The organism is Brevundimonas sp. (genome assembly GCF_046299535.1).
GTDB lineage: Bacteria > Pseudomonadota > Alphaproteobacteria > Caulobacterales > Caulobacteraceae > Brevundimonas.
In genome coordinates this window covers 52,505-78,212 of record NZ_JBKBIB010000013.1, presented here as the reverse complement: position 1 = coordinate 78,212, position 25,708 = coordinate 52,505, and the positions used below count along the sequence as shown (strand labels likewise).

Here is a 25,708-nt window from a genome sequence, read left to right as displayed (position 1 = left end):
GGGTTGGTCGATCTCTTTGCGTAACGCCCCGTTCTTCTATGCGACGCATTGAGGCCAGCCGTTTCCATTCAGACCCGACAGGCCGAACAGGGATGTCCCCTGCGGCCAACGCCTAAAGGAGGTCATGATATGGCTACCGGCACCGTAAAATGGTTCAACCCCACCAAGGGCTTCGGCTTCATCGAGCCCACCGACGGCGGCAAGGATGTGTTCGTGCACATCTCGGCCGTTGAGCGCGCGGGCATGAACTCGCTGAACGAAGGCCAGAAGGTTTCCTACGAGCTGGAGCGCGACGCGCGCTCGGGCAAGGAATCCGCGGGTCAGCTGCAAAGCGCCTGATCCTTCACGGATCGGATGAAGGGGCCGGTGTCGCAAGACACCGGCCCTTTTTCGTGGCCGAAGCCTATTGCGGCGTACGGAAGTCCACGTCGGAGTCGGCGATCAGCCACAGCAGCGCGGCCCAGGCGGCGACGTTCTGGTCGAGGTTGTCGGGATCCACGCGGTCGATCACGTCATCCACCGTGTGATGGGTGTCGAAATAATCCGTGCCGTCCTGCGCCAGCCGGAAGGCGGGCACACCCAGGGCCACGGTCGGGCCGGTGTCCGGTCCGCCGCCCCGTGCAGGCGCGCCGTCCCAGACTATGCCCAGCGGCGTCAGCACCCGCATGGCCGCGCGCTGGAAGTCGGTCCCGCCCATGCCCTCGGGCAAGCCCAGGGCGTAGATCGGGCCAGCGCCGAAATCGCTCTCCGAAATCGCCACATGGTTCGCGGCTTCATCACTGATGGAGTCGGCATAGGCGCGCGCGCCCGCAAGGCCTTGGGCCGGGGCTGGCTGGCTGACTTCCTCCGCGCCCCACCAGACCACGCGGATGGTGCGGCGCGGGGCCTCGGGCAGGTCGGCGATCAGCTTCAGGGCGGCGGTGGTGATGCCGATGCCTGACGCGTCGTCGATGGCGCCGGTGCCCAGATCCCAGCTGTCCAGGTGGCCGCCGATGGTGATGACTTCCTCGGGCCGCTCGCTGCCCACCACCTCGGCGATGACGTTCTGCGAATAGGCGTGGCCGGTGAAGCCCGCCGTGGAGAACAGGCGGATGCGGATCGGCTCGTCCGTCATGGCGGCCATGCGGGCCAGCTGGTCGGCGTCGGGCGGGCTGATGGCGAAGGCCGGAACCGCGTCGTCGCTGACCGAGGTGGCGCCGGTGTGGGCGAAGCGGTGATCGTGGGTGCCCAGCGAGCGCAGCAGGAAACCCACCGCCCCGCGACGCGCCGCCTCGGTGGGTCCCTGGAACCGGATCACGGAGGTGGAGCCGTAGCCGCGCCCGTCCTGGGCCCGGGGCGTATCCTGCAACACCACGGCGATCTTGCCCTCAAGCGCGCCTTCGGGCTGGTCCAGCAGGTCCTGATAGGTGCGGAAGATCACGGCCTCGCCGGTGACGCCCTCGGCCGGGGTCGCCATGGCGCCGCCCAGGGCGGTGACGGTCAGGGGCTGCGGAAAGGGCGACAGCACCTCGACCTGCTCTACGCCCCGGTTCCAGACCGCCAGGGGGAACTCGTGAACGCGCACGTTCTGCAGGCCCAGCTCGCGCATATAGCCTTCGCCCCAGACGGCCGCTGCGCGTTCGGACTCGGTGCCCGCCATGCGCGGGCCGAAGCGGGTGGTGATCTGCTCGACGATCTCATAGGCGATGGAGCCTTCCAGCGCCCGGTCGCGCAGGGTTTCCGCAGTGCGGATCGCCCCGGCGTCCTGGGCCATTGCGGGCGCGGCGATCAGGCAGGCAACGGCGACGGACGTCGCCAGACGGGAAAGAACGGACAACGGACGCACCCCTTGAGACTCGAAAGACAGGTCGCGGACCCTAAAGCGTCAACGCAGGGGCGCAAGCGCGCCGGAATCAACCGGTCCTTAACCGCGATGATTCACCAGTGTGAGCGTTACAGTTCACGCGGGGCCCTTCGACCATGAGTATCAAGACCGATGTCGTTCTGAGGGGCGACTGCATCGAGGTTCTGAAGGGTCTGCCCGACGCCAGCGTCGACATGGTCTTCGCCGACCCGCCCTATAATCTGCAGCTGGGCGGCGACCTGTTGCGGCCGGACAATTCCAAGGTGGACGCGGTCGATGACGACTGGGACCAGTTCGAGAGCTTCGCCGCCTATGACGCCTTCACCCGCGCCTGGCTGACCGAGTGCCGGCGGGTGCTGAAATCCGAGGGCTCCATCTGGGTGATCGGCAGCTATCACAATGTGTTCCGGCTGGGCGCGGCGATCCAGGACCTGGGCTTCTGGGTGCTGAACGACATCATCTGGCGCAAGTCCAACCCCATGCCCAACTTCAAGGGCACCCGCTTCACCAATGCGCACGAGACCCTGATCTGGGCCGCGCGCAGCCGCGAGCAGAAGCGCTACACCTTCAACTACGACGCCCTGAAGGCCTTCAACGAAGACACCCAGATGCGCTCCGACTGGACCTTCGCCCTGTGCACGGGCGAGGAGCGGATCAAGGACGAGGACGGCAAGAAGGCCCATCCCACCCAGAAGCCGGAGGCCCTGCTGCACCGGGTCATGCTGGCGGCCACCCGGCCCGGCGACGTGGTGCTGGATCCCTTCTTCGGCACCGGCACCACCGGCGCGGCGGCGAAGCGTCTGGGCCGCCATTACATCGGCATCGAGCGCGAGGAGGCCTACGCGAAGGTCGCGGAGAAACGCATCAAGGCCGTGGTTCCGGCCGCCCCCGAGGACCTGGCGGTGATGGGCTCCAAGAAGTCCGAACCGCGAGTGCCGTTCGGCGCCCTGGTGGAAGCCGGACTGCTGCGTCCCGGCGACCGCCTTTACTGCCCCAAGGGCGAGCGCGAGGCGCGCGTGCGCGCCGACGGCAGCCTGGCCCACGGGGATCTGACCGGCTCGATCCACAAGCTGGGCGCCCTGCTGGACAACGCCCCCGCCTGCAACGGCTGGACCTTCTGGCGCTACAAGACCGACCGGGGCTTTCAGCTCATCGACGACCTGCGCACCCAGATGCGGGCCGGGATGCAGTGAAACCGAGAGCTCTCCTCGTCGGCCTGACGCTGGCAGGGGTGCTTGGAGCTTGCGCGCATTCTTCGATGGACCTCGCTCTGCAAGAAGGGGCCGATTATCATATCGAGATCGTCAACGACCCGCAGGCTGGTGGATTCAGGCTCGAACTGGTGTCTTCAGCGTCAAGGACGTTCTGCCTCGCCAACAATCACTGGCCCAGCGCTGGCGGCTGGATGGATCATCAAGGCGAACCACAGGTCTGGGTTTCATCGGGAGATCGACGATACCCCATGATCGAGCACAACATGGGATATTGCATGAGCGATTGCCCGGCCGCGCGCGTTACCCCAGGCCAGTCTATAACTGCATTCATCCCGTATGATCGCTTTGTCGGCTTGGAAACGCCGCCGATGGAAGGTGCTGAACTGCACATCCGCCCTATCGCGTATCGCTGCCGCTAAGATAGGCCACCTGACGCGTTGACGCCCTGCCCCGCTCGCGTCACCGTCGGGTGACGACAGGGGATGCGTAATGAGTTCATCGGATACCGCCGCGCTGGAGCTGCGCGGCCTGAGGAAGGTCTTCAGCCGCCCGGCGGTGGATGATCTGGACCTGACCGTGCGCGCGGGCGAGCTGTACGCCCTGCTGGGCCCCAACGGCGCCGGCAAGACCACGACCCTGCGCATGGTGGCGGGCCTGACCCAGCCCACGGCCGGTTCGATCCGGGTGTTCGGCGCGGACGCCGTGGCCGATCCGGTCGCGGCCAAGCGCATGATCGCCTGGCTGCCGGACGAGCCCATGCTCTACGACAAGCTGACGCCCATGGAGTATCTGGAATTCGTGGCCGGCCTGTGGGGCGTGGACGCGAAGACCGCGCGGGTTCGGGCCCAGGAACTGCTGGAATGGCTGGCCCTGTGGGAACATCGCGGCGAGCGCTGCGAGGGCTTCTCGCGCGGCATGAAGCAGAAGGCGGCGCTGGCCGGCGCCCTGATCCATGAGCCGCGCCTGCTGATGCTGGACGAACCATTGACGGGTCTGGACGCCGCCATGGCCCGGCAGGTCAAGGACGTGCTGCAGGAGAAGGTGCGCACGGGCGCCACGGTGATCCTGACCACACACATTCTGGACGTGGCCGAGCGCATGGCCGACCGCATCGGCATCATCCAGCACGGACGCCTGCTGGCCGAGGGCAGCCTGGCCGAACTGGGCGCACGCGCGGGCCGTCAGGGCGGCACGCTGGAGGATGTGTTCCTGGATCTGACCTCCGGCCCCGTCCCCGCATGATCCGGTTCCTGAAGGCGGGCTCGGTCCCCTGGCTGCTGGCGCACGAGGTGCGGCTGACCTGGCGCGGCATGGACGGCAAGTCGGGTGAGAAGAAGGAAGGCCTCAGCGGCAGCAAGGCCATGCTGATCCTGCTGGTGGGCATCGGCCTGCTGGGTCTTGTGGGCGGCGGGGTCGGACTGGCGTTTCTGGTCTGGCGATTCCCGGTCGGAGCCAGCCCCATGGCGGCCCTGATCGCCGCCGGCGCCATGGGCGCGATCCTGACCCTGATGCTGACCCACGCCATCAACGCCTCGGTGCAGGCGCTGTATCAGCGCGGCGATCTGGACCTGCTGATGTCCTCGCCCCTGAAGCCGCGGGTGGTGCTGACCGTACGGCTCGCCGCCATCGCGGCGACCACGGGGCTGCTCTATTATCTGCTGGTGACGCCCTTCGTGCTGGCGGCCTGGGCGCTGGGCCAGCCGCACTGGTTGACCCTGTATGGCCTGATCGCGGGCTTGACCCTGATCGCCACCACGATCGGCCTGGGGCTGACCATGGCCCTGTTCAGTCTGATCGGCCCGCGCCGCACCCGCGTGGTGGCCCAGATCACCGCCGGTGTCGTGGGCGCCTCCGTGTTCCTCGCCAGCCAGGTTTACAACTTCACCCGCCCGCGCGACGACGAGGCGGGCGCCGGCGCCCTGGCCGAGCTGTTCCAGTCCTGGGCCGCGTCGGACGCGTTTCAGGACGGCGGCTGGGGAACCTGGGCCCTCCGCGGCCTGCTGGGCGAGGCCCTGCCCCTGATTCTGTTCATCATGGCCGCTCTGGTGGTGTTCGCCATGACCATCTCGGCGCTGGCGCGGCGCTTCGCCGAGAACGCCGCCGCCGCCGTGGGCGACAAGACAGGATCGAAACCGCGTCGCGTCACCGACCGCGCCTTCGCCAGCGGCCTGACCCGGGTGATGGTGCAGAAGGAACTGCGCCTGCTGGCGCGGGACCCGCAGCTGCTCAGCCAGGTGCTGCTGCGGCTGCTGTATCTGCTGCCGCTGGGCTTCATCCTGTTCCGCAACGCCCAGTCGGGCGTGGGCGTGGCCTTCGGCGCGGGGGCGGTGGTGATCATGGCGGGCCAGCTGGCGGGCAGCTTCTCGTGGATCACCATCTCTGCGGAGGACAGCCCGGAGCTGTTGCGTTCGGCGCCGGTGCAGCAAGGCCGCGTGGACCGGGCCAAGCTGTACGCAGCCCTCATTCCGGCCATGAGCCTGACGGCGCTGGCGCTGGCGGGGCTGGCGGTGATCGCGCCGCTGGCCACGGGGGTGGTGCTGATCGGCTGTCTGGCCGCCTCGGCCTCGGCGGGGCTGATCAACATCTGGCGTCAGAAGCCGGCCCAGCGCCGCGACTTTCAGAAGGGCAGCAAGGGTTCGATCCTGGTCGGCATAGCTGAATTCATCGTCGGGGCCCTGTGGGCCATAGCCACGGGCATGGCTGTCGGCGGGATGATCTGGGCCGCCCTGCCGGCGGCGCTGGCGGTGGGGTTCACCCTGATGCTGCGCCGCTCGCCCGAGAAGATCGCGGCGGCCGCAGCGCTTTCCTGAATACGCTGGGCAGGGCCTGGGCGGCCTCGGCCTCGTCCGTCCAGATGAAGTCCCCCTGCCCGATCGCCTCGAACACCGTCAGGGTCAGGGCGAAGTGGGTGAAGACGTGCTCAACTTCCCCGGTCGCGCGCCAGCCCGCCGGAACCGGCGCGGAGTCGACGCCCGCCCCGGTCTCGTCCCAGCCGCTGGTGGGCAGGCCCAGCATGGCGCCCAGCAGGCCCTTGTCCGGTCGGCGCTCCAGCGCCACGCGCCCCTGCCCGTCCCGCAGCACGAACACCGCGCCCCTGCGCCGGGGCCGGGCGGCCTTCTTCGTCTTGAGCGGATAGCGACCCGGATCGCCGGTTCTGAAGGCCGCGCAGCCGAACGCGAGGGGGCAGCGGTCGCACAGGGGCGCCTTGGGGCGGCAGACGGTAGCGCCCAGATCCATCAGCGCCTGGGCCCAGTCGCCGGGTCGATCCTCCCGCACCAGCGCGCCGGCCAGCCGCTTCAGCTCGGGCTTGGCGGCGGGAAGCGGCGTCTCGACGGCGAACAGACGGGCGGTGACCCGCTCCACATTGCCGTCCACCACATTAGCGGGCCGGTCGAAGGCGATGGCGGCCACGGCCGCGGCGGTATAGGCGCCCACCCCCGGCAGGGCCAGCAGCCCCGTCTCGTGATCCGGAAACACGCCGCCATGTTCGCCCGCCACGGCGCGGGCGCAGGCCAGCAGGTTGCGGGCGCGGGCGTAGTAGCCGAGCCCCGCCCAGGCGGCCATCAGTTCCCTGTCCTCCACCGCCGCCAGATCGGCCACGGTGGGCCAGCGCCGGGTGAAGTCGAGGAAATAGGCCGTGGCGTGGGGCACGGTGGTCTGCTGCAGCATCACCTCGGACAGCCAGACCCGGTAGGGGTCGGGCCGCACACCCGCCGCACGCTCATGCGGGCCCACGCGCCACGGCAGGGCGCGGGCATGAGCGTCATACCAGTCCAGAACGCCAAACCTGATTGCGCTCACTATCCGATCGAATCGTGTTCCCTTTGATATTTACAATCAACCCAGTCAGCCAAGGAATCCATGTAACATCTATACAAACCAGCCCCTTGTCCAGACGGAAATGCCATATCGCACATCTGGATATTGATACTATACGCCCAGTCACATGCGTCCCGTGCAGATGCTTTATTAGATGGCACTGACAAAAAAACAACGATTCCGAAAATCGTCATAACTTTTTTTAAACCGATCCTTATCGACATAAAACAGCCCCTGATTTGCCTTCATTGTGCCGCATAGTGGCATTTTTCGTCTTAAATTGGAAACATCAGATGACGGTCCGCCGCCAACTGCCCACAGACGCCGAGGTCCGCGAGATTCTGTCGCGCAAGCGCACGCGGCCCGCGCCCCGTCCGGCTCCGCCGATCGGCCGGTCGCTGGCGCCCTTCATCCGTGAGCTGGACAAGAAATACGGGCGCGGGGCCGAGGCGCTGCAGCCCCGCTGGCGCGAGATCGTCGGCGACCGGCTGGCGCGCGTCACCGAGCCGGTGAAGCTGACCAAGGGGCGCGGCAACGCGGGGGGGGCGCTGGAACTGCGGGTCGCGGGCGCCGCCGCCCTGCTGGTCCAGCACCAGTCCGCCGAGATCATCGAACGGGTGAACCTGTTCCTGGGCGCAGGATCGGTGGAGAAGCTGCGCATCTCACAAGGGCCGGTGCGCGGGTTGGTCGACCCCGCCAGCCCCACGCGAACGAACCGCCGCCCGCCGCCCCTGGACGCCGCCGCAGAGGCGGAACTGGCCCGGTCCGTGGACGTCGCGCCGGAGGCGGTGAAGGCCGCCCTGCTCAAGCTTGGGCGGGCGGTGATGCGGGGCACGCGCGGCGATCATCGTTGACAAACCTTCGCCGTCCTTGTTCTCGACTGTGAGACCCGCGCGCGACCTTAGGGAATCGCGCGACCCTGCCGCATTCATCGATTTGAGGAACCGCCCATGCGCCCGACCTTCCTGAACCTCCGCGCCGCGATGATCGCCGCTGTCGGCGCGACCCTGGCCCTGGCCGCCTGCGGCGGCGGCGCGTCGGCGCCCGCCGAGGGCGACATGGCCAAGGGCGCGGGCGAGGACGCCGCCGTCACGGTGGTGGAGTACGCCTCGGTCACCTGCGGCGTCTGCGCCGCCTGGAACGAGCAGGTGAAGCCCGAGTTCGAGGAGCGTTACGTCAACAACAATCGCGTGCGCTTCGTCTTCCGCGAACTGCCGACTCCACCGCAAGATGTAGCCGCCGCCGGGTTCCTGCTTGCGCGCTGCGCCGGCGAGGATCGCTATTTCGAGGTGGTGGATCAGATCATGCGCTCTCAGCGTGAGTGGCAACAGGGCACGCCCCCGCGCCAGAGCCTTCTTCGGATCGCAGCGAGTGTCGGTATGAACGAAGAAGAGTTCATACGTTGCGTCAATGATGAAGACGCCCTTCTGGCCCTGAATGAGCGGGTCCAGGCGGCCCAGCGCGCGGGCGTGACCGGCACCCCCTATTTCACCGTCAACGGCCGCCATGTCAGTGATTCCTCGCTGGAAGGCCTCGCCGCCGCCATCGACCCGCTGCTGGAAGCCGAGGGCTGATCGTGAACCGACTCGTTCCCTGGCTGGTCGCCATGGCCCTGACGGTCGCCGTGTCTTCGGGCGCGGCGGCCCAGACGGCGGGCGACGCGCACCATGGCCACGACCATGCTCCGGTCATGGCCACAGCGCCGGTTCCGGAGGTCACGGCTGACGACCGCATTCTGGGCGATGCGGACGCGCCGGTGACGGTGATCGAATACGCCTCGTTCACCTGCGGCCACTGCGCGAGCTGGCATGAGCAGGTCTTCCCGGCCCTCAAGGAACGCTTCATCGACACAGGCCAGGTGCGGTTCGTGCACCGGGATCTGCCCACGGCGCCGCAAGACCTGGCGCGACAGGCGGCCACGATCGCCCGGTGCGCCACCCCGGATCGCTTCTACGAGGCCGTGGACGCCCTGATGGGCGGTCAGGCGGAGGCGCGCGAAAGCGGCGACGTGACCGGGTGGCTGGTGGGCGGCGCGGCGGCGGGCGCCGTCACGCCGGAGCGGCTGGAAGCCTGCATGGCCGATGACGCCCTGACCGCGCGACTCGACGCCTCGATCCAGGGCGCCAGAGACGCGGGCGTGACCGGCACCCCCACCTTCTTCGTCAACGGCGAGCCGGTGGACGGCGACCTGGACAGCCTTGAGGCCGCCATCACGCCCCTGATCGCACAGGGCGGCTGATCGGCCGTGGAATTCCTCCGCCTTCGCATCGCGGGCTTCAAGTCCTTTGTGGACCCGGTGGAATTTCATATCGAGCCGGGCCTGACGGGCATCGTCGGTCCCAACGGGTGCGGCAAGTCCAATGTGCTGGAGAGCCTGCGCTGGGTCATGGGGGCCAACTCGGCCAAGGCCATGCGCGGCCAGGGCATGGATGACGTTATCTTCGCCGGGGCGTCGGGGCGGCCCAGCCGCAACCACGCCGAGGTGCTGCTGACCATCGACAACGCCCGGCGCCGGGCGCCCCAGCCGTTCACCGAGGTGCCCCTGCTGGAGGTGTCGCGCCGCATCGACCGGGGTCAGGGCTCCACCTACAAGGTGAACGGCAAGGAGGTGCGCGCCCGCGACGTGCAACTGCTGTTCGCCGACGCCTCCACCGGAGCCAACTCGCCCGCGCTGGTGCGTCAGGGCCAGATCAGCGAACTGATCGCCGCCAAGCCCCAGAACCGCCGCCGCATCCTTGAGGAAGCGGGCGGGGTGGCGGGCCTGCACACGCGCCGGCATGAGGCCGAGCTGCGCCTGCGGGCCGCCGAGACCAATCTGGACCGGCTGGACGACATCAGCCGCGAGCTGGAGACCACCCTCGCCCGCCTGAAGCGCGAGGCGCGGCAGGCCGAGAAGTACAAGAAGATCTCCGCCGAGATCCGCGCGCTGCAGGCGGCCCTGCTCTATGTGCGCTGGAACGACGCCCGCGTAGCCGCAGAGGCCGCGAAGGCCGGGCTGGCCGAGGCGGATCAGGCGGTGGCCGAGGCTGCCCGGGACGCCGCGCGCGCCCAGACGGCCGCGCTCGCCGCCCAGGAGGCCCTGAAGCCCGCCCGGGAGGAGGACGCGGTGGCCGCCGCCCTGCTGCATCGGGCGACGCTGGAGCGGGACCGGCTGGACATGGCGGAGCAGGCCGCGCGGGAGGAGATCGCCCGCATCACCGCCGATCAGGCGCGCATCGCCGCCGACGCAGATCGGGAAGAGGACGCCGCCGCTGACGCAGAACGGGAACTAGCCCGCTTGGCCGCCGAGCTGGAGGCCGTGCAAGCCGAGATCGCCGCCGCGCCCCAGCGGGGCCCGGAGCTGGAGGCGGCGCTGAAGACGGCGGAAGAGGCCCGCGCCGCCGCTGACGGCGAGGTGGAGCGTCAGGCCGGGGCGCTGGCCGCCGTGGAGGCCCGCGCCAACGCCGAGACGGCCCGCAAGCGCGACGCCGAGGCCCGTGTCGCCCGCGCCCGCCACACGCTGGAAAACGCCCGCCGCGAGCGGGAGGCGCTGGGCCCGCTGGAGACGCCCGAGATCACCGAGGCCCGCGCCGCTCTGGACGCCGCGCTGGAAGACCTGCGCGCCGCGAGAGAGGCGGTGGAGAGCGCCGAGACCGCGCGGGGCGACGCCGCCCGCGCCGAGGCCGAGGCCCGGCAGGAAGCCCGCAAGCTGGAGGATCGGCTGGGCCGCCTGCAGACCGAGGCGCGGGGGCTGGCCCAGCTGCTGACCGCCGCCAAGCGCGACTTTCCCCCGGCGCTGGATCAGGTGCGGGCCGAGCGCGGCTATGAAGCCGCCCTGGCCGCAGCCCTCGGGGATGACCTGGACGCGGCCCTGGACGCCCGCGCCGCCGCCCACTGGGCCGGTTCGGATGCGCCCCCGCCCGCATGGCCCGAGGGGGTGGAGCCGCTGGCGGGCAAGGTCACGGCGCCGGAACAACTGGCCGCGCGGCTGGCGTGGTGCGGGGTCGCCGCGCGTGAGGCCGCGCCGGACCTGGCCAAGGCGCTGCCCGTGGGCGCCCGTCTGGTCACGGTTCAGGGCGACCTGTTCCGCTGGGACGGCTTTGTGACGCGGGCCGAGGCGCCCCGCCCCGCCGCCATCCGGCTGGAGCAGCGCACCCGCCTGTCCGAGCTGGAAGGCGAGATCGACCGGGACAAGCCCGCCCTCGACGCCGCCCAGACCGCCCAGAAGACCGCCGCCGACGCCTTCCGCGCCGCCGAGGAGACGCTGAAGACCGCCCGGCGGGGTCCCTTCGACGCCGAGAAGACCGTGGCCGCCGCCCGGGACCGGCATGAGGCCCTGAACCGGGAGCAGGCCCGCCGGGAGGCCCGGGCCCAGGCGCTGGACGACACTCTCGTGCGGCTGGAGGCTGAAATGGCCGAGGCCGAAGCCGCCCAGGCCGAGGCCTTGACCGCCGACACGCCGTCGGAGACCCTGGACGCCCTGCGGGCCGACCTGACCGCCGCCCGCGCCGCCGCCGAGGCCGCGCGCACCGCCTCGGCCCAGGCCCGCGCCGACCGGGACGCCGAGGCCCGCGAACGCGCCGCCCGCGAGCAGCGTCTGGCCGCCGCCACCCGCGAGCGCGACAACTGGACCACCCGGGCGAAGGCGAGCGCCGAGCGCGTGAAGACGCTGCAGACCGAGGCTGAACGGGCCGCCGCCGCGCTCGCGCTGGCCAGGGCCAAGCCGGAGGCGCTGGAGACCCAGCGGGCGGGGCTGCTGGACACGCTTGCGTCCGCCGAAACCCGCCGCGCCGCCGCCGCAGACGCCATGAGCACGGCCGAGGGCGCGGCCCAGGAGGCCGATCGCGCCGCCCGCGCCGCCGAGAGCGCCGCTTCCGCCGCCCGGGAACGCCGCGCGGGCCTGTCCGCCCACGCCGAGGCCGCCGCCCTGCGACTGGACGACGCCGACCGCATCCTGCGCGAGACCGCCCAGATGTCGCCGGAGGATCTGGGCAAGCGCCTGACCGACGACGCCATCGCCCGGCCGCCGGACGCTGCGGGGGCAGAATCCCTGCTGTTCGGGCTGGAGCGCGAGCGGGAGGCCCTGGGCGCAGTCAATCTGCGCGCCGAAGACGAGGCCGCCGAGTACGGCGAGCGCCTGACCGCCATGCGCGAGGAGCGCGAGGACCTGACCCAGGCCATCGCCAAGCTGCGCGGCGGCATCGACGAGCTGAACGCCGAGGGCCGTGAGCGGCTGCTGGCGGCGTTCGAGATCATCAACGACAACTTCAAGAGCCTGTTCGAGGCCCTGTTCGGGGGCGGTCAGGCCGAGCTGAAGCTGGTGGAGTCCGATGATCCGCTGGAGGCCGGGCTGGAGATCTACGCCTGCCCGCCCGGCAAGCGGCTGTCAGTCATGAGCCTGATGTCCGGCGGCGAGCAGGCCCTGACCGCCGCCGCCCTGATCTTCGCGGTGTTCCTGGCCAACCCGGCGCCCGTCTGCGTGCTGGACGAGGTGGACGCCCCGCTGGACGACGCCAATGTGGACCGCTTCTGCCGCATGCTGGACGAGATGCGGGGCCGCACCCACACCCGCTTCATCGTCATCACCCACAACCCGGTGACCATGAGCCGGATGGACCGGCTTTACGGCGTCACCATGCCAGAGCGCGGCGTCAGCCAGCTGGTCAGCGTCGACCTGAAACAGGCCGAAGAGATCGTCGCGGCCTGAGCGTTTACCCCACCAAAACGGCGTTTACTCAAAACCTCACAAGGTCGAACGATCTATACGCACGGAGCGATTAAGTTACTGAATATTATATACGTATAATATATGGAAATTATTCCCATAATACAGAAAAATAACATCCTGATCTTAACATATTTTGTATCAAAAATGGATGACAGGATACCAATAAGAAAAGCAATAAATGAAATCGGCAACAAATGAAATATTATTAGTATTTCTGGATATGAATCGTATGTAAATGCATTACAACGTCTTATCATTATATCGTAAATGTTGTTTATCATTAAAACACTAAATACTGATATAAATAAATAAAATGAAGTAACAATAGAGATAATCGGCCTGCTCTTGAAGAGTAAAAATAGGAATTTCATACTCCGTCTCGCTCTATTGTCGCCAAGGCTGAAGCCCCGATACGGACCTGATCTGAACGTCTCTTCCGCGCCACAGGTCGCGGCCTCTGATCGTCAGCTTTCCAAACCGTAACCGCCGCGCCCTAAATGAGCCGCATGAAACCTTTGTAAAGCAAGGTGTGGCAGCTTGAACGCGCGGGTGGCCTCCCCATCTGACCAATGCAGCCAAACAACCGCTCGTGCGTTCCTCGAGCATCCCTGTATCTCTGGAGCCACGCCCTTCCATGACCCAAGTTCTGGCCATCGGGACACCAGCCGCTTCGGCGCGCCCCGTCGGTCGTGGGGTGCTGAAGGGTCTGGTGCGGCGGCTGGCCCGGCTGGCCTTGCTGGTGGTCGGCGGCTTTCTGGTTCTGCTGGGTATCCTGATCGCCCCCCTGCCCGGTCCGTTCGGCCTGCCCGTCTCCGTGGTCGGAATGGTGGTGATTCTCCGCAATTCCTACTGGGCCAAGCGCCAGTTCATCCGAGCCCAGCATGCGCGGCCGAAGGTTTTCTACCCTTTCCGGCGGCTGATGCGCCGCAGGCCGGAGTTCGCGCCCGTGCTCTGGCAGCAGGCGCTGCGGATGGAGCGTCTGTTGCTCAAGCGCGGCCGGCGGGTTCTGTCCCGCACCCGGCGCGCCTTCCGGGCCTCGTTCCGGCGTTCCGTCACGGCCTGACGCGCCGCCGCACGTCACAGCGCACGAAAATGTTACCTCAAGGTGCGGCGCAAGGTCGCACTTCGGCGTATGCTGTGTGTGTCGTGGGGAACAAAAATGGCTTTGGGAGGAGCCCCCATCATGATGTCACGCATACAGAAAGGCATGATCGCCGGGTTCGCAGCCACCATCGTGGTGGCGATCCTGGAAGTCGCAAAACTTTATCTCACCCAGTCCACCGGGGCGCTCGCGGAGGTGCGGATCTTTCCGCTGATCCTCGCGGCCATGGTGGGCATGCAGGGCAGCTATCTGGTCGGGTGGGGCATCCACTTCGTATCAGGAACCCTGATCCTGGGGCCGGCCTTCGGGATTCTGTGCCCGCGGATGCCGACCGACACCCCGGCGACCAAGGGAATCCTGTTCGCCGTCGCCGCCTTCATTCTGATGTCGCTGACCGTGGCCCCCCTGGCCGGGATCGGCATGTTCGCCATGGCGGCGGGCTTCTCGACCCTGATCTGGCTGATCTTCACCCACATCGTGTTCGGGATCGCCATGGGCTCGATCTACGGCACGCTGGTGCAGCGCGAGAAGCGCCACGCCCGCGAAATGGCCGGCGCCCAGCCCGCGCACTGACGCCGCGCGATCGTCCAGACGAAAAAGGCCCCGCCGGCGACGGCGGGGCCTTTCTTGATTCGCAAACCTCCGCCGGATCAGTTCAGGCGGGAATTGATCTGGCTGATCGCCTGGTCCGCCAGGGGGTCGGTGGACGACGCGGCCAGACGGTCGGCGAGGATGCGCTCGGCGGCGGCGGCGGCCAGTTCGACAGCGGCGGCCTTAACCTCGGCGGTGGCCTGGGCCTCGGCCTGGGCGATCTTGCGCTCGGCCATGGCCTCGCGGCGGGCCAGCGATTCCTCGAGACGTACGCGGGCGTCGGCCTCCATGCGGCGGGCGTCAGCCTCGGCGGCGGCCAGCATCTCGGCGGCCTGGGCCTCGGCCTCGGCCTTCTCCTGACGGATCTGGGCCAGCAGGGCCTCGGCCTCGGCGCGCAGACGCGCGGCCTCGTCCAGGTCAGCCTGAATCTTTGCCGCCTTGGCGTCGAGAGCGCCGGCGACCAGCTTGGGCACGCCCGCCACGGCAAGGATCACAAAGAACAGCACCAGGCCGATGCCGACCCAGAGTTCGGCGCTGTCCCAGCTGTAGAAATAGGGGGTCAGGAAATAGGGCATCAGGCGGCTCCCTTCAGAGCGGCCTTGATTTCGGCGGCCGAAGCCTTGGCGCCGGTCAGGCGCTCGATCATGGCCTGGGCGGCGTCGGAAGCCACGGTGGAGACATTGGCCATGGCGGCGTTGCGGGACCGGGCGATGGTCGCCTCGGCCTCGGCGATGCGGGCGTTGACCTGGGCTTCCTCGACAGCCTGGCGCGCGTTGGCCTCCTCGGTCACGCGGGCCTTGGCGGCGGCGGCCGTGGCGCGGGAGGCGGCGCGGGCCTGCTCAAGCTCGGCCTTGGCGGCCAGGGCCTGGGCGGCGGCTTCGTCCTGAACGCTGCGGGCGCTGGCGATGGCGCCGGCGACCGTTTCGGTACGCTCGTCCATCACCCGTCGCAGGCGCGGCGCGAACACCTTGCTCATCAGCAGGTACAGGATGAGGAACAGGATGAGCAGATAGGCGACCTGCCCGGCCCAGTACTGGCTTTCGAACTGGGGCAGCCCGCCGCCGCCGTGCCCTTCGGCCTCGGTGGCGGGGTATGCGCCTGGCTCGGGCGCTTCAGGAGTGATGGGAGCGGCCATGAACCGTCAGCCTGTCCTAGAAAATGGAGCGACGACGAAGCGGGAGATCATCCCGCCTCGTCGCCCTGGAGTCGTTGTCGTGAGGCTGGATCAGCCCAGCCAGGCCAGGATGCCCAGCACGAAGGCCAGGATGCCCAGGGCCTCGACCAGCGCGGCGCCCACGAACAGGTTGCCGACTTGCGAAGCGGCGGCCGAGGGGTTGCGCAGGGCTCCGGCGAGGAAGTTGCCGAAGATGTTGCCCACGCCGATGCCGGCGCCGAGCATGCCCAGCGTGGCCAGGCCGATACCGAAGTACTTGAAGGATTCGGCTTCCATGTGAGTATTCCTATTCAGTCAGGGTTGGAAATCAGGGGTTGAGGGGCTGGTCCGGGCCTAGTGGCCGTGGCCCAGATTGACGACGTCGTTGAGATAGATGCTGGTCAGGACGGCGAACACGAAGGCCTGCAGGAACGCCACCAGAAACTCCAGGGCCGTGATGCCCACGACCATCCCCAGCGACAGCGCCGCCACCGGCAGGCCCAGCAGCCCGAGGGCCTCGCCGCTGAACGCCAGGCTGCCCAGACCCACCACGAAGATGGCGAAGATCTTCAGGGCGATGTGGCCGCCCAGCATGATGCCGAACAGACGCAGCGACAGGGTGATGGGGCGCAGCAGGAACGAAATGAACTCGATCAGGCCCACCGCCGGGCGAATGGCCAGCGGGGCGCTCATGGGCCAGAACAGCTTGAAGAAGCCCAGGCCGTGCTTGGCGAAACCGATGCCGATGACCAGCAGGATGGTGATCGCCGCCAGGGTTCCGGTCACAGCCAGCTGCGAGGTGGCGGTGAAGGTCAGGAACATGCCCAGCAGGTTCATGGCCAGGATGAACATGAACAGGGTGAAGACGAAGGGGAAATACTTGCGGCCTTCATGGCCGATCATGGAGTCGGTGACGCCGTTGATCAGGCCGAACAGCTGCTCGACCGCGCCCTGCAGACGACCCGGCACCACCCTGGCGTTGGAGGTCCCCAGAGCCAGCAGGCCCACCACCAGAAGGAAGGACACCGTCATGGCCAGGTGCGAATTGGTGAACGCCAGACGGCTTTCACCGATCAGCGGCAGCACCACCGTGCCGAAGTCCAGTCCCTCGATGGGCTTGACCTGAAACTGTTCGATCGGATCGGCCAAGGCCTATCGCTCCTCGTCTTCGTCATCGTCGAAGGGAATCGACTGTGGTTCGATTCCGCTCGCCTTCGCCTGCGCCATCAGCCGGTTGGCCGTGCGGCGCGCCATGTAAATCGACAGACCGAACCCCAGAAGGGTCCCGCTGATCAGCCCCCAGGGCGTCGTGCCGGCGAACCGGTCCACCACGAACCCGATCGCAACACCCAGAAGAACCCCGCCGATGAGCTCGGCGACGATCTTGTACGCCTGGCTCGTGACCGCCGTGGCCGAGATGGCTTCAGCGGTCTTTTGCGCCGTGGCGGCCTCGAGGTCCGAGGCGCGGACGTTGAGGCGTTTGATCGCCTCTTCACGCGATTTCGGATCAGGAGACATGGCTTTGCTCAGCGGCTCGGCGAACATGCCGGTGCGGGTCTGAATTCGGCGCGGAACCTATAGAGGGCGCGGCGTTCGGTCAAGGCGGCGCGACAGAATGTCAAGCCGATGATTTTATTGGCAATTTATATCGACCAGACTCACCGGCTGGGCGCGGGCTCGGCGGCGGGCCTTGCTCGGCCCTGACGGGGGCGCAGCAGCGGGGGAATGGTCCAGTAGGCTACGGCGCGGAACGCCCACTCGGCGGGGCCCATGCGGAAAAGGCTGAGCCAGGCGGCGCTGAACAGGGCCTGGCCGATCCAGATGGCCGCCGTCAGCCCCCACAGGGGCCACCAGCCCAGCCGGTCATACAGGCCGAATCCGTAGAACAGAACCGCGCAGATAAAGGACTGGGCCAGATAGTTGGTCATGGCCATGCGGCCCATGCGCTCCAGCCCCGTACCGATCAGGCCCAGCACATTGGCCTTCCACGCCGCGATGATCGCGCCGAGATAGCCCAGCGCCAGAATCAGGCGCCCGATCTCGCCGGTCAGGGCGGGGGTCCAGACGGCCGGATCGAATCCCGACCGCCACAGGGTCGCAGTCTCCCAGACATTGATCGCCAGGCCGCCGGCCACGCCCAGCACCGCCAGCCGCAGATAGAATCCCATGGACCGCGCCCCGGTCATGACGCCCAGTTTGAACAGGCCCATGCCCAGCATCATGAAGGCCACCGTGCGGCCCACCGACAGCACCGCCCCATTTGCCAGGGCCCAGTCGGTGAAGGCCCCGGCGCTCCACAGGGCGATCGCCGGGTAGCTTCCAGAGGCGCGCACCGCCGCCTCGGCGTTCAGGGCTTCGGCCGATGGCGTCAAGGCGGCGATGGCGGCGGCGTGGGCGGCCGGATCGGCGCTCAGGGCCACGGCGGCGCGCCAGTCGGTGAACGCATCCGCCAGCGAGAAGACGCCGATCAGCATGGCGGAAACGGCGATCAGCACACGGCCGTCCAGCTTCCGGAACACGAACAGGAACACCGCCGCCACGCCGTAAATGTAGAGAATGTCGCCCGGCCACAGCAGCACCACCGCATTGCCGATTCCCAGCGCCATCAGCAGCATGGCGCGGCGGAAGTGGACGTCGGCTGTGCCCGGCCGATCGGCCCGCGCGCCCCAGGCGGTCAGCAGCACCACCCCCGCCCCGAACAGCAGGGTGAACAGGGCCCGCATGGAGCCCTCGACGAACAGGGCCTGCAGCGTCCATGCGGCCCAGTCGGGGTTGGTCAGCTGGGCCGGAAAGGCGGGATAGGCCCGCGACCACGGCTGGCCCATGGCCACGATATTGGCCAGCAGGATCCCGCACAGGGCGAAGCCGCGCAGCAGGTCCAGAACCTGGAACCGCTCGGTCTCTGCGGTGGGATTGATCGCTCGTCCGTTCATCCGGCAGGGCCGGACAACCGGCCGCTCCTACAGCGGCGTGACGCTCACGCCCGCTTCAATCAGGGACCGCTGCAAGTCCTGAACCGCCGCGGCGACGGCCGATTCGTCCTGTCCGCGAACAACCAGATTGGTCCCGATCTCGCCTTGGGTCCCGGCGCCAAACGGATAGCTGCCAAAGGACAGCGCCCGATTCGCCCGCGCCGCGTCGGCCAGGATCCCGGCCACGGTCCCCTCGCCCACCCCGGTAACCTTCAGCGTCCCGGAATGAACCACCGCGCCGGTCTTCAGGCGGGGCGCCACGTCCTGCAGCATGCCCTGCATGATCGCCGGCACCCCGGCCATGACGAAGACATTGTCCAGCTGGAAGCCCGGCGCGTCGGTGACGGGATTGGCGATCAGGCTGGCTCCGACTGGAATGCGCGCCATGCGCCGCCGGGCGGCGTTGAAGTCGTCTCCGTAGCGCCGCTCGAGAATCGCCACGGCCTTCGGGTGTTCCGGCAGTTCGACCCCGAAAGCCGCCGCCACGCAGTCGGCGGTGATGTCATCGTGGGTCGGGCCGATGCCGCCGGTGGTGAAGACATAGTCGTGGCCGGCGCGCAGGGCGTTCAGCGCCTCGACGATCTGTTCAGGCCGGTCCCCCACCACCCGCGCCTCCATCAGATCGATGCCCATGGTCGTCAGGAAGCGGGCGATGGTGTTGGTGTTGGTGTCCTTCGTCCGGCCGGACAGGATTTCATCGCCGATGACGAGCACGGCGGCGGTGGGGTTCTGGGTGGTCATGGGAGGTCTCATACCTCTCCCTCCCCGTCCCGGGGAGGGGGCTGAGCCGAAGGCGAAGCGGGTGGGGGCGGCTCGGCGAGGCGGCGCTCAAGCAGCAAGCGTCCGCGACGCGAGCGATAGCGCTCTGAAAGATACTCATCCCGCCGAGCCCTCCCCACCCGGTCGTCGCTTCGCGCCGACCGCCCTCCCCGCCTGCGGGGAGGGAGAAAAGTTGCTATAGGCCCGCCCCATGATCTTCCCCGCCCCGCTGGAACGCGGAACCCTGATCCGCCGCTACAAGCGCTTCCTGGCCGATGTGACGCTGGGGGACGGGAGCGAGACCACCGTCCATGTGCCCAATTCCGGGTCCATGCTGGGCCTGAATATGCCCGGCCTGCCGGTGTGGCTTTCGCGCTCGGCGGACCCGAAGCGCAAGCTGCCCCTGACGCTGGAGATGGTGCAGCTTCCAACCGGGCTGGTGGGCGTCAACACCATGCGGCCCAACCGGCTGGCCGAGGCCGCCATCTGCGACGGCGCGATTCCCGAGCTGACCGGTTACGACGTGATCCGCCGCGAGGTCCGCTACGATTCGGACAGCCGCATCGACCTGCTGCTGGAACACCCCGGTCGCGCCCCGGCCTATGTGGAGGTCAAGAACGTCACCCTGTCGCGCTCACCGGGCCTGGCCGAGTTTCCCGACTGCGTCACGGCGCGGGGCGCCAAGCATCTGGGCGCGCTGGAGCGGGTGGTCGAGGCGGGCGGACGGGCCGTCATGCTGTTCATCGCCCAGCGCGGCGACTGCGACCGCTTCGTCACCGCCGACGATCTGGACCCGGCTTACGGCGCGGCCCTGCGTCGCGCCGAGGCGAGCGGGGTTGAGGTTCTGTGCTATGATTGCCATCTGACACCCGAAATGATCCGCCTGAACCGCCCGCTGGGCCGGCCGGGCGCAACAGGTTGAACCGATTGATGTACGAGACCCAGGACGCCGAGCTCTACACCCGCTCGCACACCATCCGCCTCTACCAGCCCGAGGATTTCGAGGGCATGCGCAAGGCCGGCCGCCTCGTGGCCGAGGCGCTGGACATGATCGGCGAGCATGTGAAGCCGGGGGTCACCACCGGCGAGCTGGACGACCTGGTCCGCCAGTTCACCCTGGACAACGGCGGCCTGCCCGCGTGCCTGGGCTACAAGGGCTATACCAAGACCACCTGCACCTCGATCAATCACGTGGTCTGCCACGGCATTCCCGGCGACAAGGCGCTGAAGGACGGCGACATCGTCAACATCGACCACACCGTCATCGTCGACGGCTGGCACGGCGATTCCAGCCGCATGTACGCCGTGGGCGAGATCAACACCCGGGCGAAGAAGCTGATCGACGTGACCTATGAGGCGCTGGACATCGGCCTGAAGCAGGTGAAGCCGGGCAACACCTTTGGCGACATCGGCTTCGCCATCCAGAAATACGTCGAGGCCCAGCGCATGTCGGTGGTGCGCGACTTCTGCGGCCACGGCATCGGGCGGGTGTTTCACGACAATCCCAACGTCCTGCACTTCGGCCGCCGGGGCGAAGGCGCCGTGCTGAAGCCGGGCATGTTCTTCACCGTCGAGCCGATGGTGAACCTGGGCAAGCCGGCGGTGAAGGTGCTGTCCGACGGCTGGACCGCCGTGACCCGCGACAAGTCCCTGTCGTCCCAGTGCGAGCACAGCGTGGGCGTAACCGAGGACGGGCTGGAGATCTTCACCGCCAGTCCGAAGGGCCTGTTCCGGCCGGTGTTCGGCTAGGACGCCGGCGTCAGCACGAAATCCCCGTCCCGCGCGCCCGGCGCGATGCGCCAGCCCTCGGCCAGGTCCAGAGACCAGCCGTCGCCGGTCAGGGTGTCCCCATCCGCAGGCGCCGTCACCGTGACCGCGCTCCAGTCGCCTGCGATCAGGGCGCCGTCGGTGACGGTCAGCACGCCCCAGACGTCGGTGATGGTCGCGGTGGGATAGACCACCCCGTGCGGCGGCAGCGGCTGCAGGGTGTTGGGATCGAAGCTGACGCGGATGTTCTCAAGCGGCAGACGAAGCACCGGGCCGTCCACCAGTCGGTCGCTCCAGCGCGTGGTCAGGCCCGACCGCGCCTCCTGCGCCGCCAGTTCCTCGTTCGCCAAGGCCTGACCGTCATACAGCGCCGCGGTGCGGGCGAAGATCGCCACCGGGTCCTCCGGCGCCGTGAAGCCCACGGCCGCGCCCAGCATCGCGCCCAGATCGGACTCCGCCGTCAGGCCGTCACGCCATCCCGGCGCCGCGTCGTCCAGCAGCAGGCCGTAGGCCGGCCCCGAGGCGTAGGCGAACATGCGGGAGAAGGCGTCGGCCGCCTCGGCCGCGCGCAGGGTGGCGGCCACGTCCCGGTGCGGATCGAGCGCGCCGGACAGCCTGACGCCGGTGTATTCCGCAAGGCCCTCGTTCAGCTCCAGCGCCCGCTCCTGTTCGGCGCCCGCCTCCCCTGCCTGGGCGTGGCGGGCGGCGCGGAAGATCAGGGCGTCGTGCGTGGCTGTGCGCAGGCCTGCGGCGTCCGGGGCGGACAGGGCCGCGGCCAGGGCGCGCCATTCCAGGCGCATGGCGATGCGCCCCTCGGCGGTGGACAGATGATCCGGCGTGGGGGAGGCCATGGGCAGGCCCAACTGGTCCTGAATTCGGTGCCAGCTTTCGTGAGCGATGAGACTCGCCCGCGTTTCGGCTTCGTCCGGCAGGGGCGCCATCAGCATGGTCCAGCGCACACCGTCCCAGTCCACCGCCGTATTGGCGACCATGATCTCGGCCGGCAGCACGCCGGTGAAGACGCCGTCGCTTTCGCTGAGGGCGTCGCTGTGGCCTGCCTGACTGGCCACGACCTGACGGGTCGCGGGATCGACGATCAGGATGGGCCCGCACAGGCTGACGCCCCACAGGGCGCCGTCGTCGGCCTGACAGATGGCCCCGGCCTGATCGAACACCGCCCGGGCGTCCAGCGGCGCTTGCGCCAGGGCGGGACTGGCCAGCGCGATCATGAGAGCGGCGAGGGAGGCGGCGGTCGTCTTCATGCGGATGCTCTTCAGCTTTGGAGTCCGGGCTTAATCAGCCCGCCGATTTCGGTTGTGGCGCGCATAGGTCCCCGGCACTGTGACGGTCTCAAGGCGGGATCGGGAGGGGCTCTTGACCGACGCGGCGCCGAAAGTGGCGAAACCGCACCATGCGGGGCATCGCGAACGCCTGCGTGAGCGGGCGCGGGGCGGCGGCCTGACCCACCTGCCCGACTATGAACTGCTGGAGCTGTTCCTGTTCCGCAGCCAGCCCCAAGGCGACGTGAAGCCCATCGCCAAGGCCCTGCTGGCGCGCTTCGGCTCCCTGTCCGGCGTGCTGGCCGCCTCGGTGGAGGATCTGATGACCGTCCGGGCCGAGGACTCCAAAGGGCGCATGAAGGGCGTGGGGGCGCAAACCGCCCTTGATCTGGCCGCCCTGCACGAGGTCAGCCGCCGGGTGGCCCGCGAGCCGGCGGCAAGACGCCCCGTCATCTCGTCGTGGACAGCGCTGGTCGCCTATGTGCGCGTGGCCCTTCAGCACGAACCACGCGAGCAGTTCCGGGTGCTGTATCTGGACAAGAAGAACCAGCTCATCATGGACGAAGTGCTCAACCGGGGCACGGTGGACCACGCCCCGGTCTATCCGCGCGAGGTGGTGCGCCGCGCGCTGGAGGTGTCGGCAAGCGCCGTGATTCTGGTGCACAATCACCCGTCCGGCGACCCCACCCCCAGCCGCGCCGACATCCAGATGACCAAACAGATCGTCGAGGCCGCACGCGCGCTCAGCGTCGAGGTGCACGACCATCTGATCGTGGGGCGCGAAGGCGTGTCCAGCTTCCGGCAACTGGGACTGATGTGATGATCGAACCCATGGGACCGCCGGTGCGCTCGACCACCGTAGAGACGGCGCGGCTGGTCATGACGCCGGTGTCCCTGTCCGACTTGCCCGACGTGGCGGCCCTGTGGCGCGAACCGGACGTCTATCGCCATATCGGCGGCCGCCCATTCAGCGAGGAGGACTGCTGGAACCGCCTGCTGCGCGACGTCGGCCACTGGGTCACCCTGGGCTATGGCCTTTGGACCGTGCGCATGAAGGCCACCGGCACGTATGCGGGCGTGGCCGGCTTCGCCGACTTCCGGCGCGAGATGAGCCCGTCCTTCGGCGACGCGCCCGAGGGCGGGTGGGTCATGGCGCCCTGGACCCGGCGGCAGGGTCTGGCGTCCGAGGCGGTGGGCGCGGCGCTGGACTGGGTGGAGACGGTGCTGGACCCGCCGCGCACCGTCTGCATGATCGCGCCCGACAACCAGCCGTCCCTGCGCCTCGCCGACCGCTTCGGCTACGCCCCCTATGCGGCGACCCGGTACAAGGGGTCCGAGGTGGTCCTGCTGGAGCGGCTTCGCGAGGGCGCTTGATCAGGCGGCCAGTTCCGCCCGGCCCGCTTCTTCCCATTCCAGAAAGTCCGGCTGGCTCAGCAATGCGTCCCTGTAGGCCGCCGCCGTGCCGTCATCGCCGTGGGCGTTCAGGTCGATGCGGAAGTGACGGAAGCGCGCGGCCACCGGGGTGAAGAAGGCGTCGGCCACGGACCAGTCCCCGAACAGGAACGACCCGTTCTGGCCGAAGCGGCTCTTTGCGTCCTTCCACATGGCGACCATGCGGCGGATGTCGGCCGACAGGGCCTCGGACGGGACATGCGCCTCGTCCTGCACCACGCACATGGGATGGTCCGGCGCCATGCCTAGTTCGCCGCGCAGGGTCCCGAAGGCCGAATGCATCTCGCACACCGTGGCGCGCGCCACCCAGCGGGCCTTTGCGTCCGCAGGCCAAAGGGCGACGTCGGGGAACCGCTCCTCGGCCCACATAGCGATGGCCAGGGAATCCCAGATGGTGACGCCGTCCACCTGCAGCGCCGGCACCTTGCCCGCCGGGGCGTAACGGGCGATGGCCTCTACCGTGTCGGGCCGGTTCAGGCCCACCATGACCTCGTCGAAATCAGCCCCGCACCGCTTCAGCACCAGCCACGGGCGCAGCGACCAGGTGGAATAGGCCTTGTCTCCGAGGATCAGCTTCATGACTGGGCTCCCTTGCTGTCCACGCCTGAATGGACCCGGCCCGGATTCGCCGCAACCTTGACTCCCCGCCTCCGGCGACCGAAACGGCGCCCATGATCATCCGCTATTCCCGCCCCGAAGCCGTCGCCATCTGGTCCCAGGAGACCAAATATTCGATCTGGTTCGAGATCGAGGCCCATGCCGCCACGAAGATGGCCGAGCTGGGCGTGATCCCGAAGGAAGCCGCCGACGCCCTGTGGGCCAAGGGCAAGGACGTGGTCTGGGACGCCGACCGCATCGACGAGATCGAGCGCACCACCAAGCACGACGTCATCGCCTTCCTGACCCATGTGTCCGAGACCGTGGGCGAGGAAGCCCGCTTCCTGCACCAGGGCATGACGTCCTCGGACGTGCTGGACACCTGTTTCGCGGTCCAGCTGGCCCGGTCCACCGACCTGCTGCTGGCGGGCGTCGACCGGGTGCTGGCGGCGCTGGAGACGCGGGCGAAAGAACACAAGTACACCGTCACCGTGGGCCGGTCGCACGGGATCCACGCCGAGCCGGTGACCTTCGGCCTGAAGCTGGCCGGCTATCACGCCGAGTTCCAGCGAGCGCGGCGTCGCCTGGTGACGGCCCGCGAGGAGATCGCCACCTGCGCCATCTCCGGCGCCGTGGGCACCTTCGCCAATGTGGACCCGGCGGTTGAGGTCTATGTGGCCGAGCAGATGGGTCTGGCGGTCGAGCCGGTCTCGACCCAGGTCATTCCGCGCGACCGTCACGCCGCCTATTTCGCGGCCCTGGGCGTGGTCGCCTCGTCCATCGAGCGTCTGGCTGTCGAGATCCGCCACCTGCAGCGCACCGAAGTGCTGGAGGCCGAGGAGTTCTTCGACAAGGGCCAGAAGGGCTCGTCGGCCATGCCCCACAAGCGCAACCCGATCCTGACCGAGAACCTGACCGGCCTGGCCCGTCTGGTGCGCTCCGCCGTAACCCCCGCAATGGAAAATGTTGCGCTGTGGCACGAGCGGGACATCAGCCACTCCTCGGTGGAGCGCGGCATCGGCCCGGACGCCACCGTGCATCTGGACTTCGCCCTGCACCGCATGGCCGGCGTGATCGAGCGGCTGAATGTTTACCCCGAGAACATGCAGAAAAATCTGGATCGCCTCGGCGGTCTGGTGTTCTCGCAGCGGGTCATGCTGGCCCTGACCCAGGCGGGGATCAGCCGTGAGGACGCCTATGCGGCGGTGCAGGAGAACGCCATGAAGGTCTGGCGCGGCGAGGGCCGATTCATCGACTTCCTCAAGGCTGACGCGCGGGTCACGCTGCCGGACGGCGATCTGGAGGCCCTGTTCGATCTGGGCTACCATACGAAGCACGTGGATACGGTGTTTGAGAGGGTGTTCGGCGCCAGCTGATCACGCCCGCACACATTTATTTGATCGCGAGCGCATCCTTTAGGGGCTCCGATCGGTAACTCCCCATGAGCCGCCA

27 protein-coding genes are annotated in these 25,708 nt (G+C 68.4%); 16 read left to right on the top strand and 11 right to left on the bottom strand.

Going from position 1 to position 25,708, the window contains the following annotated elements; all coding sequences use genetic code 11:
• Window positions 1-129: 129 nt before the first annotated feature.
• Window positions 130-339: a cold-shock protein gene (locus ACK4FB_RS11935; RefSeq protein WP_021698339.1), complete on the top strand. Its 210-nt coding sequence runs from the start codon at window positions 130-132 to the stop codon at window positions 337-339.
• A gap of 64 nt (window positions 340-403) precedes the next feature.
• On the opposite strand, the gene ACK4FB_RS11930 is transcribed toward ACK4FB_RS11935, so the two are convergent.
• The gene (locus ACK4FB_RS11930; RefSeq protein ID WP_409752408.1) at window positions 404-1,825 is read right to left on the bottom strand and encodes a M28 family peptidase; all 1,422 of its coding nucleotides are present in this window, start codon (window positions 1,823-1,825) and stop codon (window positions 404-406) included.
• Between the two features lie 134 nt (window positions 1,826-1,959).
• Here ACK4FB_RS11930 and ACK4FB_RS11925 point away from each other — a divergent pair, with 134 nt between their 5' ends.
• From ACK4FB_RS11925 to ACK4FB_RS11910, 4 genes are all read left to right on the top strand, one after another.
• Window positions 1,960-3,036: a site-specific DNA-methyltransferase gene (locus ACK4FB_RS11925; RefSeq protein ID WP_409752405.1), complete on the top strand. Its 1,077-nt coding sequence runs from the start codon at window positions 1,960-1,962 to the stop codon at window positions 3,034-3,036.
• 65 nt (window positions 3,037-3,101) lie between these two features.
• Window positions 3,102-3,476, top strand: a complete 375-nt coding sequence (locus ACK4FB_RS11920; RefSeq protein WP_409752402.1) for a hypothetical protein — start codon at window positions 3,102-3,104, stop codon at window positions 3,474-3,476.
• Window positions 3,477-3,546: 70 nt separating this feature from the next.
• Window positions 3,547-4,299, top strand: coding sequence for an ABC transporter ATP-binding protein (locus ACK4FB_RS11915; RefSeq protein WP_409752399.1), 753 nt, complete (start codon window positions 3,547-3,549; stop codon window positions 4,297-4,299).
• Window positions 4,296-5,867 carry a putative ABC transporter permease subunit gene (locus tag ACK4FB_RS11910; RefSeq protein WP_409752396.1) on the top strand — a complete coding sequence of 524 codons (1,572 nt, stop codon included), beginning with the start codon at window positions 4,296-4,298 and terminating at the stop codon, window positions 5,865-5,867. The genes ACK4FB_RS11915 and ACK4FB_RS11910 overlap by 4 nt, the downstream gene beginning before the upstream one ends.
• Here ACK4FB_RS11910 and ACK4FB_RS11905 read toward each other — a convergent pair.
• Window positions 5,809-6,858 (bottom strand): A/G-specific adenine glycosylase, encoded by a 1,050-nt coding sequence (locus ACK4FB_RS11905; protein ID WP_409752393.1) that lies wholly within the window; start codon window positions 6,856-6,858, stop codon window positions 5,809-5,811. The genes ACK4FB_RS11910 and ACK4FB_RS11905 overlap by 59 nt on opposite strands.
• 311 nt (window positions 6,859-7,169) lie before the next feature.
• Here ACK4FB_RS11905 and ACK4FB_RS11900 point away from each other — a divergent pair, with 311 nt between their 5' ends.
• The 6 genes from ACK4FB_RS11900 (at window position 7,170) to ACK4FB_RS11875 (ending at window position 14,258) form a co-directional block, all read left to right on the top strand.
• On the top strand, window positions 7,170-7,730 hold the full coding sequence (locus ACK4FB_RS11900) for a DUF721 domain-containing protein (RefSeq protein ID WP_409752390.1): 561 nt from the start codon (window positions 7,170-7,172) through the stop codon (window positions 7,728-7,730).
• 96 nt (window positions 7,731-7,826) lie between these two features.
• Window positions 7,827-8,450 carry a thioredoxin domain-containing protein gene (locus tag ACK4FB_RS11895; RefSeq protein ID WP_409752387.1) on the top strand — a complete coding sequence of 208 codons (624 nt, stop codon included), beginning with the start codon at window positions 7,827-7,829 and terminating at the stop codon, window positions 8,448-8,450.
• A 2-nt stretch (window positions 8,451-8,452) separates the two neighbouring features.
• Entirely contained in the window at window positions 8,453-9,115 is a 663-nt protein-coding gene (locus ACK4FB_RS11890; protein ID WP_409752384.1) for a DsbA family protein, read from the top strand.
• 6 nt (window positions 9,116-9,121) lie between these two features.
• Window positions 9,122-12,562, top strand: coding sequence for an AAA family ATPase (locus tag ACK4FB_RS11885; RefSeq protein WP_409752381.1), 3,441 nt, complete (start codon window positions 9,122-9,124; stop codon window positions 12,560-12,562).
• A 655-nt stretch (window positions 12,563-13,217) separates the two neighbouring features.
• A complete protein-coding gene (locus ACK4FB_RS11880; protein ID WP_409752378.1) occupies window positions 13,218-13,646 on the top strand; it encodes a hypothetical protein in 429 nt (142 codons plus the stop codon).
• Between the two features lie 120 nt (window positions 13,647-13,766).
• Window positions 13,767-14,258 (top strand): DUF6789 family protein, encoded by a 492-nt coding sequence (locus ACK4FB_RS11875; protein ID WP_409752375.1) that lies wholly within the window; start codon window positions 13,767-13,769, stop codon window positions 14,256-14,258.
• A 77-nt stretch (window positions 14,259-14,335) separates the two neighbouring features.
• Here the strand turns inward: ACK4FB_RS11875 and ACK4FB_RS11870 are convergent, their stop codons facing one another.
• From ACK4FB_RS11870 to ACK4FB_RS11840, 7 genes are all read right to left on the bottom strand, one after another.
• Window positions 14,336-14,851 (bottom strand): F0F1 ATP synthase subunit B, encoded by a 516-nt coding sequence (locus ACK4FB_RS11870; protein ID WP_409752372.1) that lies wholly within the window; start codon window positions 14,849-14,851, stop codon window positions 14,336-14,338.
• Entirely contained in the window at window positions 14,851-15,411 is a 561-nt protein-coding gene (locus ACK4FB_RS11865) for a hypothetical protein (RefSeq protein WP_409752369.1), read from the bottom strand. The genes ACK4FB_RS11870 and ACK4FB_RS11865 overlap by 1 nt, the downstream gene beginning before the upstream one ends.
• A gap of 90 nt (window positions 15,412-15,501) precedes the next feature.
• Complete coding sequence (locus ACK4FB_RS11860; protein ID WP_292170694.1) at window positions 15,502-15,726, bottom strand: F0F1 ATP synthase subunit C; 225 nt, start codon at window positions 15,724-15,726, stop codon at window positions 15,502-15,504.
• Between the two features lie 57 nt (window positions 15,727-15,783).
• Window positions 15,784-16,578 carry a F0F1 ATP synthase subunit A gene (locus ACK4FB_RS11855; protein WP_409752367.1) on the bottom strand — a complete coding sequence of 265 codons (795 nt, stop codon included), beginning with the start codon at window positions 16,576-16,578 and terminating at the stop codon, window positions 15,784-15,786.
• A gap of 3 nt (window positions 16,579-16,581) precedes the next feature.
• On the bottom strand, window positions 16,582-16,974 hold the full coding sequence (locus tag ACK4FB_RS11850; RefSeq protein WP_409752365.1) for an AtpZ/AtpI family protein: 393 nt from the start codon (window positions 16,972-16,974) through the stop codon (window positions 16,582-16,584).
• A 113-nt stretch (window positions 16,975-17,087) separates the two neighbouring features.
• A complete protein-coding gene (locus ACK4FB_RS11845; protein ID WP_409752363.1) occupies window positions 17,088-18,362 on the bottom strand; it encodes a DUF418 domain-containing protein in 1,275 nt (424 codons plus the stop codon).
• Between the two features lie 27 nt (window positions 18,363-18,389).
• Window positions 18,390-19,142 carry a competence/damage-inducible protein A gene (locus tag ACK4FB_RS11840; RefSeq protein ID WP_409752360.1) on the bottom strand — a complete coding sequence of 251 codons (753 nt, stop codon included), beginning with the start codon at window positions 19,140-19,142 and terminating at the stop codon, window positions 18,390-18,392.
• 229 nt (window positions 19,143-19,371) lie between these two features.
• Between ACK4FB_RS11840 and sfsA the strand changes: the two genes are divergently transcribed.
• Entirely contained in the window at window positions 19,372-20,082 is a 711-nt protein-coding gene (gene sfsA, locus ACK4FB_RS11835) for a DNA/RNA nuclease SfsA (RefSeq protein WP_409752357.1), read from the top strand.
• 8 nt (window positions 20,083-20,090) lie between these two features.
• Window positions 20,091-20,909, top strand: coding sequence for a type I methionyl aminopeptidase (gene map, locus ACK4FB_RS11830; RefSeq protein WP_409752454.1), 819 nt, complete (start codon window positions 20,091-20,093; stop codon window positions 20,907-20,909).
• Here map and ACK4FB_RS11825 read toward each other — a convergent pair.
• Window positions 20,906-22,189, bottom strand: coding sequence for a hypothetical protein (locus tag ACK4FB_RS11825; protein ID WP_409752354.1), 1,284 nt, complete (start codon window positions 22,187-22,189; stop codon window positions 20,906-20,908). The two genes, map and ACK4FB_RS11825, sit on opposite strands and share 4 nt — an antisense overlap.
• A gap of 112 nt (window positions 22,190-22,301) precedes the next feature.
• On the opposite strand from ACK4FB_RS11825, the gene radC reads away from it, so the two are divergent.
• Window positions 22,302-23,027, top strand: coding sequence for a RadC family protein (radC, locus tag ACK4FB_RS11820; RefSeq protein WP_409752351.1), 726 nt, complete (start codon window positions 22,302-22,304; stop codon window positions 23,025-23,027).
• Window positions 23,027-23,581: a GNAT family N-acetyltransferase gene (locus tag ACK4FB_RS11815; protein ID WP_409752348.1), complete on the top strand. Its 555-nt coding sequence runs from the start codon at window positions 23,027-23,029 to the stop codon at window positions 23,579-23,581. Before radC ends, ACK4FB_RS11815 begins: the two co-directional genes overlap by 1 nt.
• On the opposite strand, the gene ACK4FB_RS11810 is transcribed toward ACK4FB_RS11815, so the two are convergent.
• Window positions 23,582-24,238, bottom strand: coding sequence for a glutathione S-transferase family protein (locus ACK4FB_RS11810; protein WP_409752345.1), 657 nt, complete (start codon window positions 24,236-24,238; stop codon window positions 23,582-23,584).
• Between the two features lie 92 nt (window positions 24,239-24,330).
• Between ACK4FB_RS11810 and purB the strand changes: the two genes are divergently transcribed.
• Window positions 24,331-25,632: an adenylosuccinate lyase gene (gene purB / locus ACK4FB_RS11805; protein ID WP_409752342.1), complete on the top strand. Its 1,302-nt coding sequence runs from the start codon at window positions 24,331-24,333 to the stop codon at window positions 25,630-25,632.
• Window positions 25,633-25,708 lie beyond the last annotated feature (76 nt).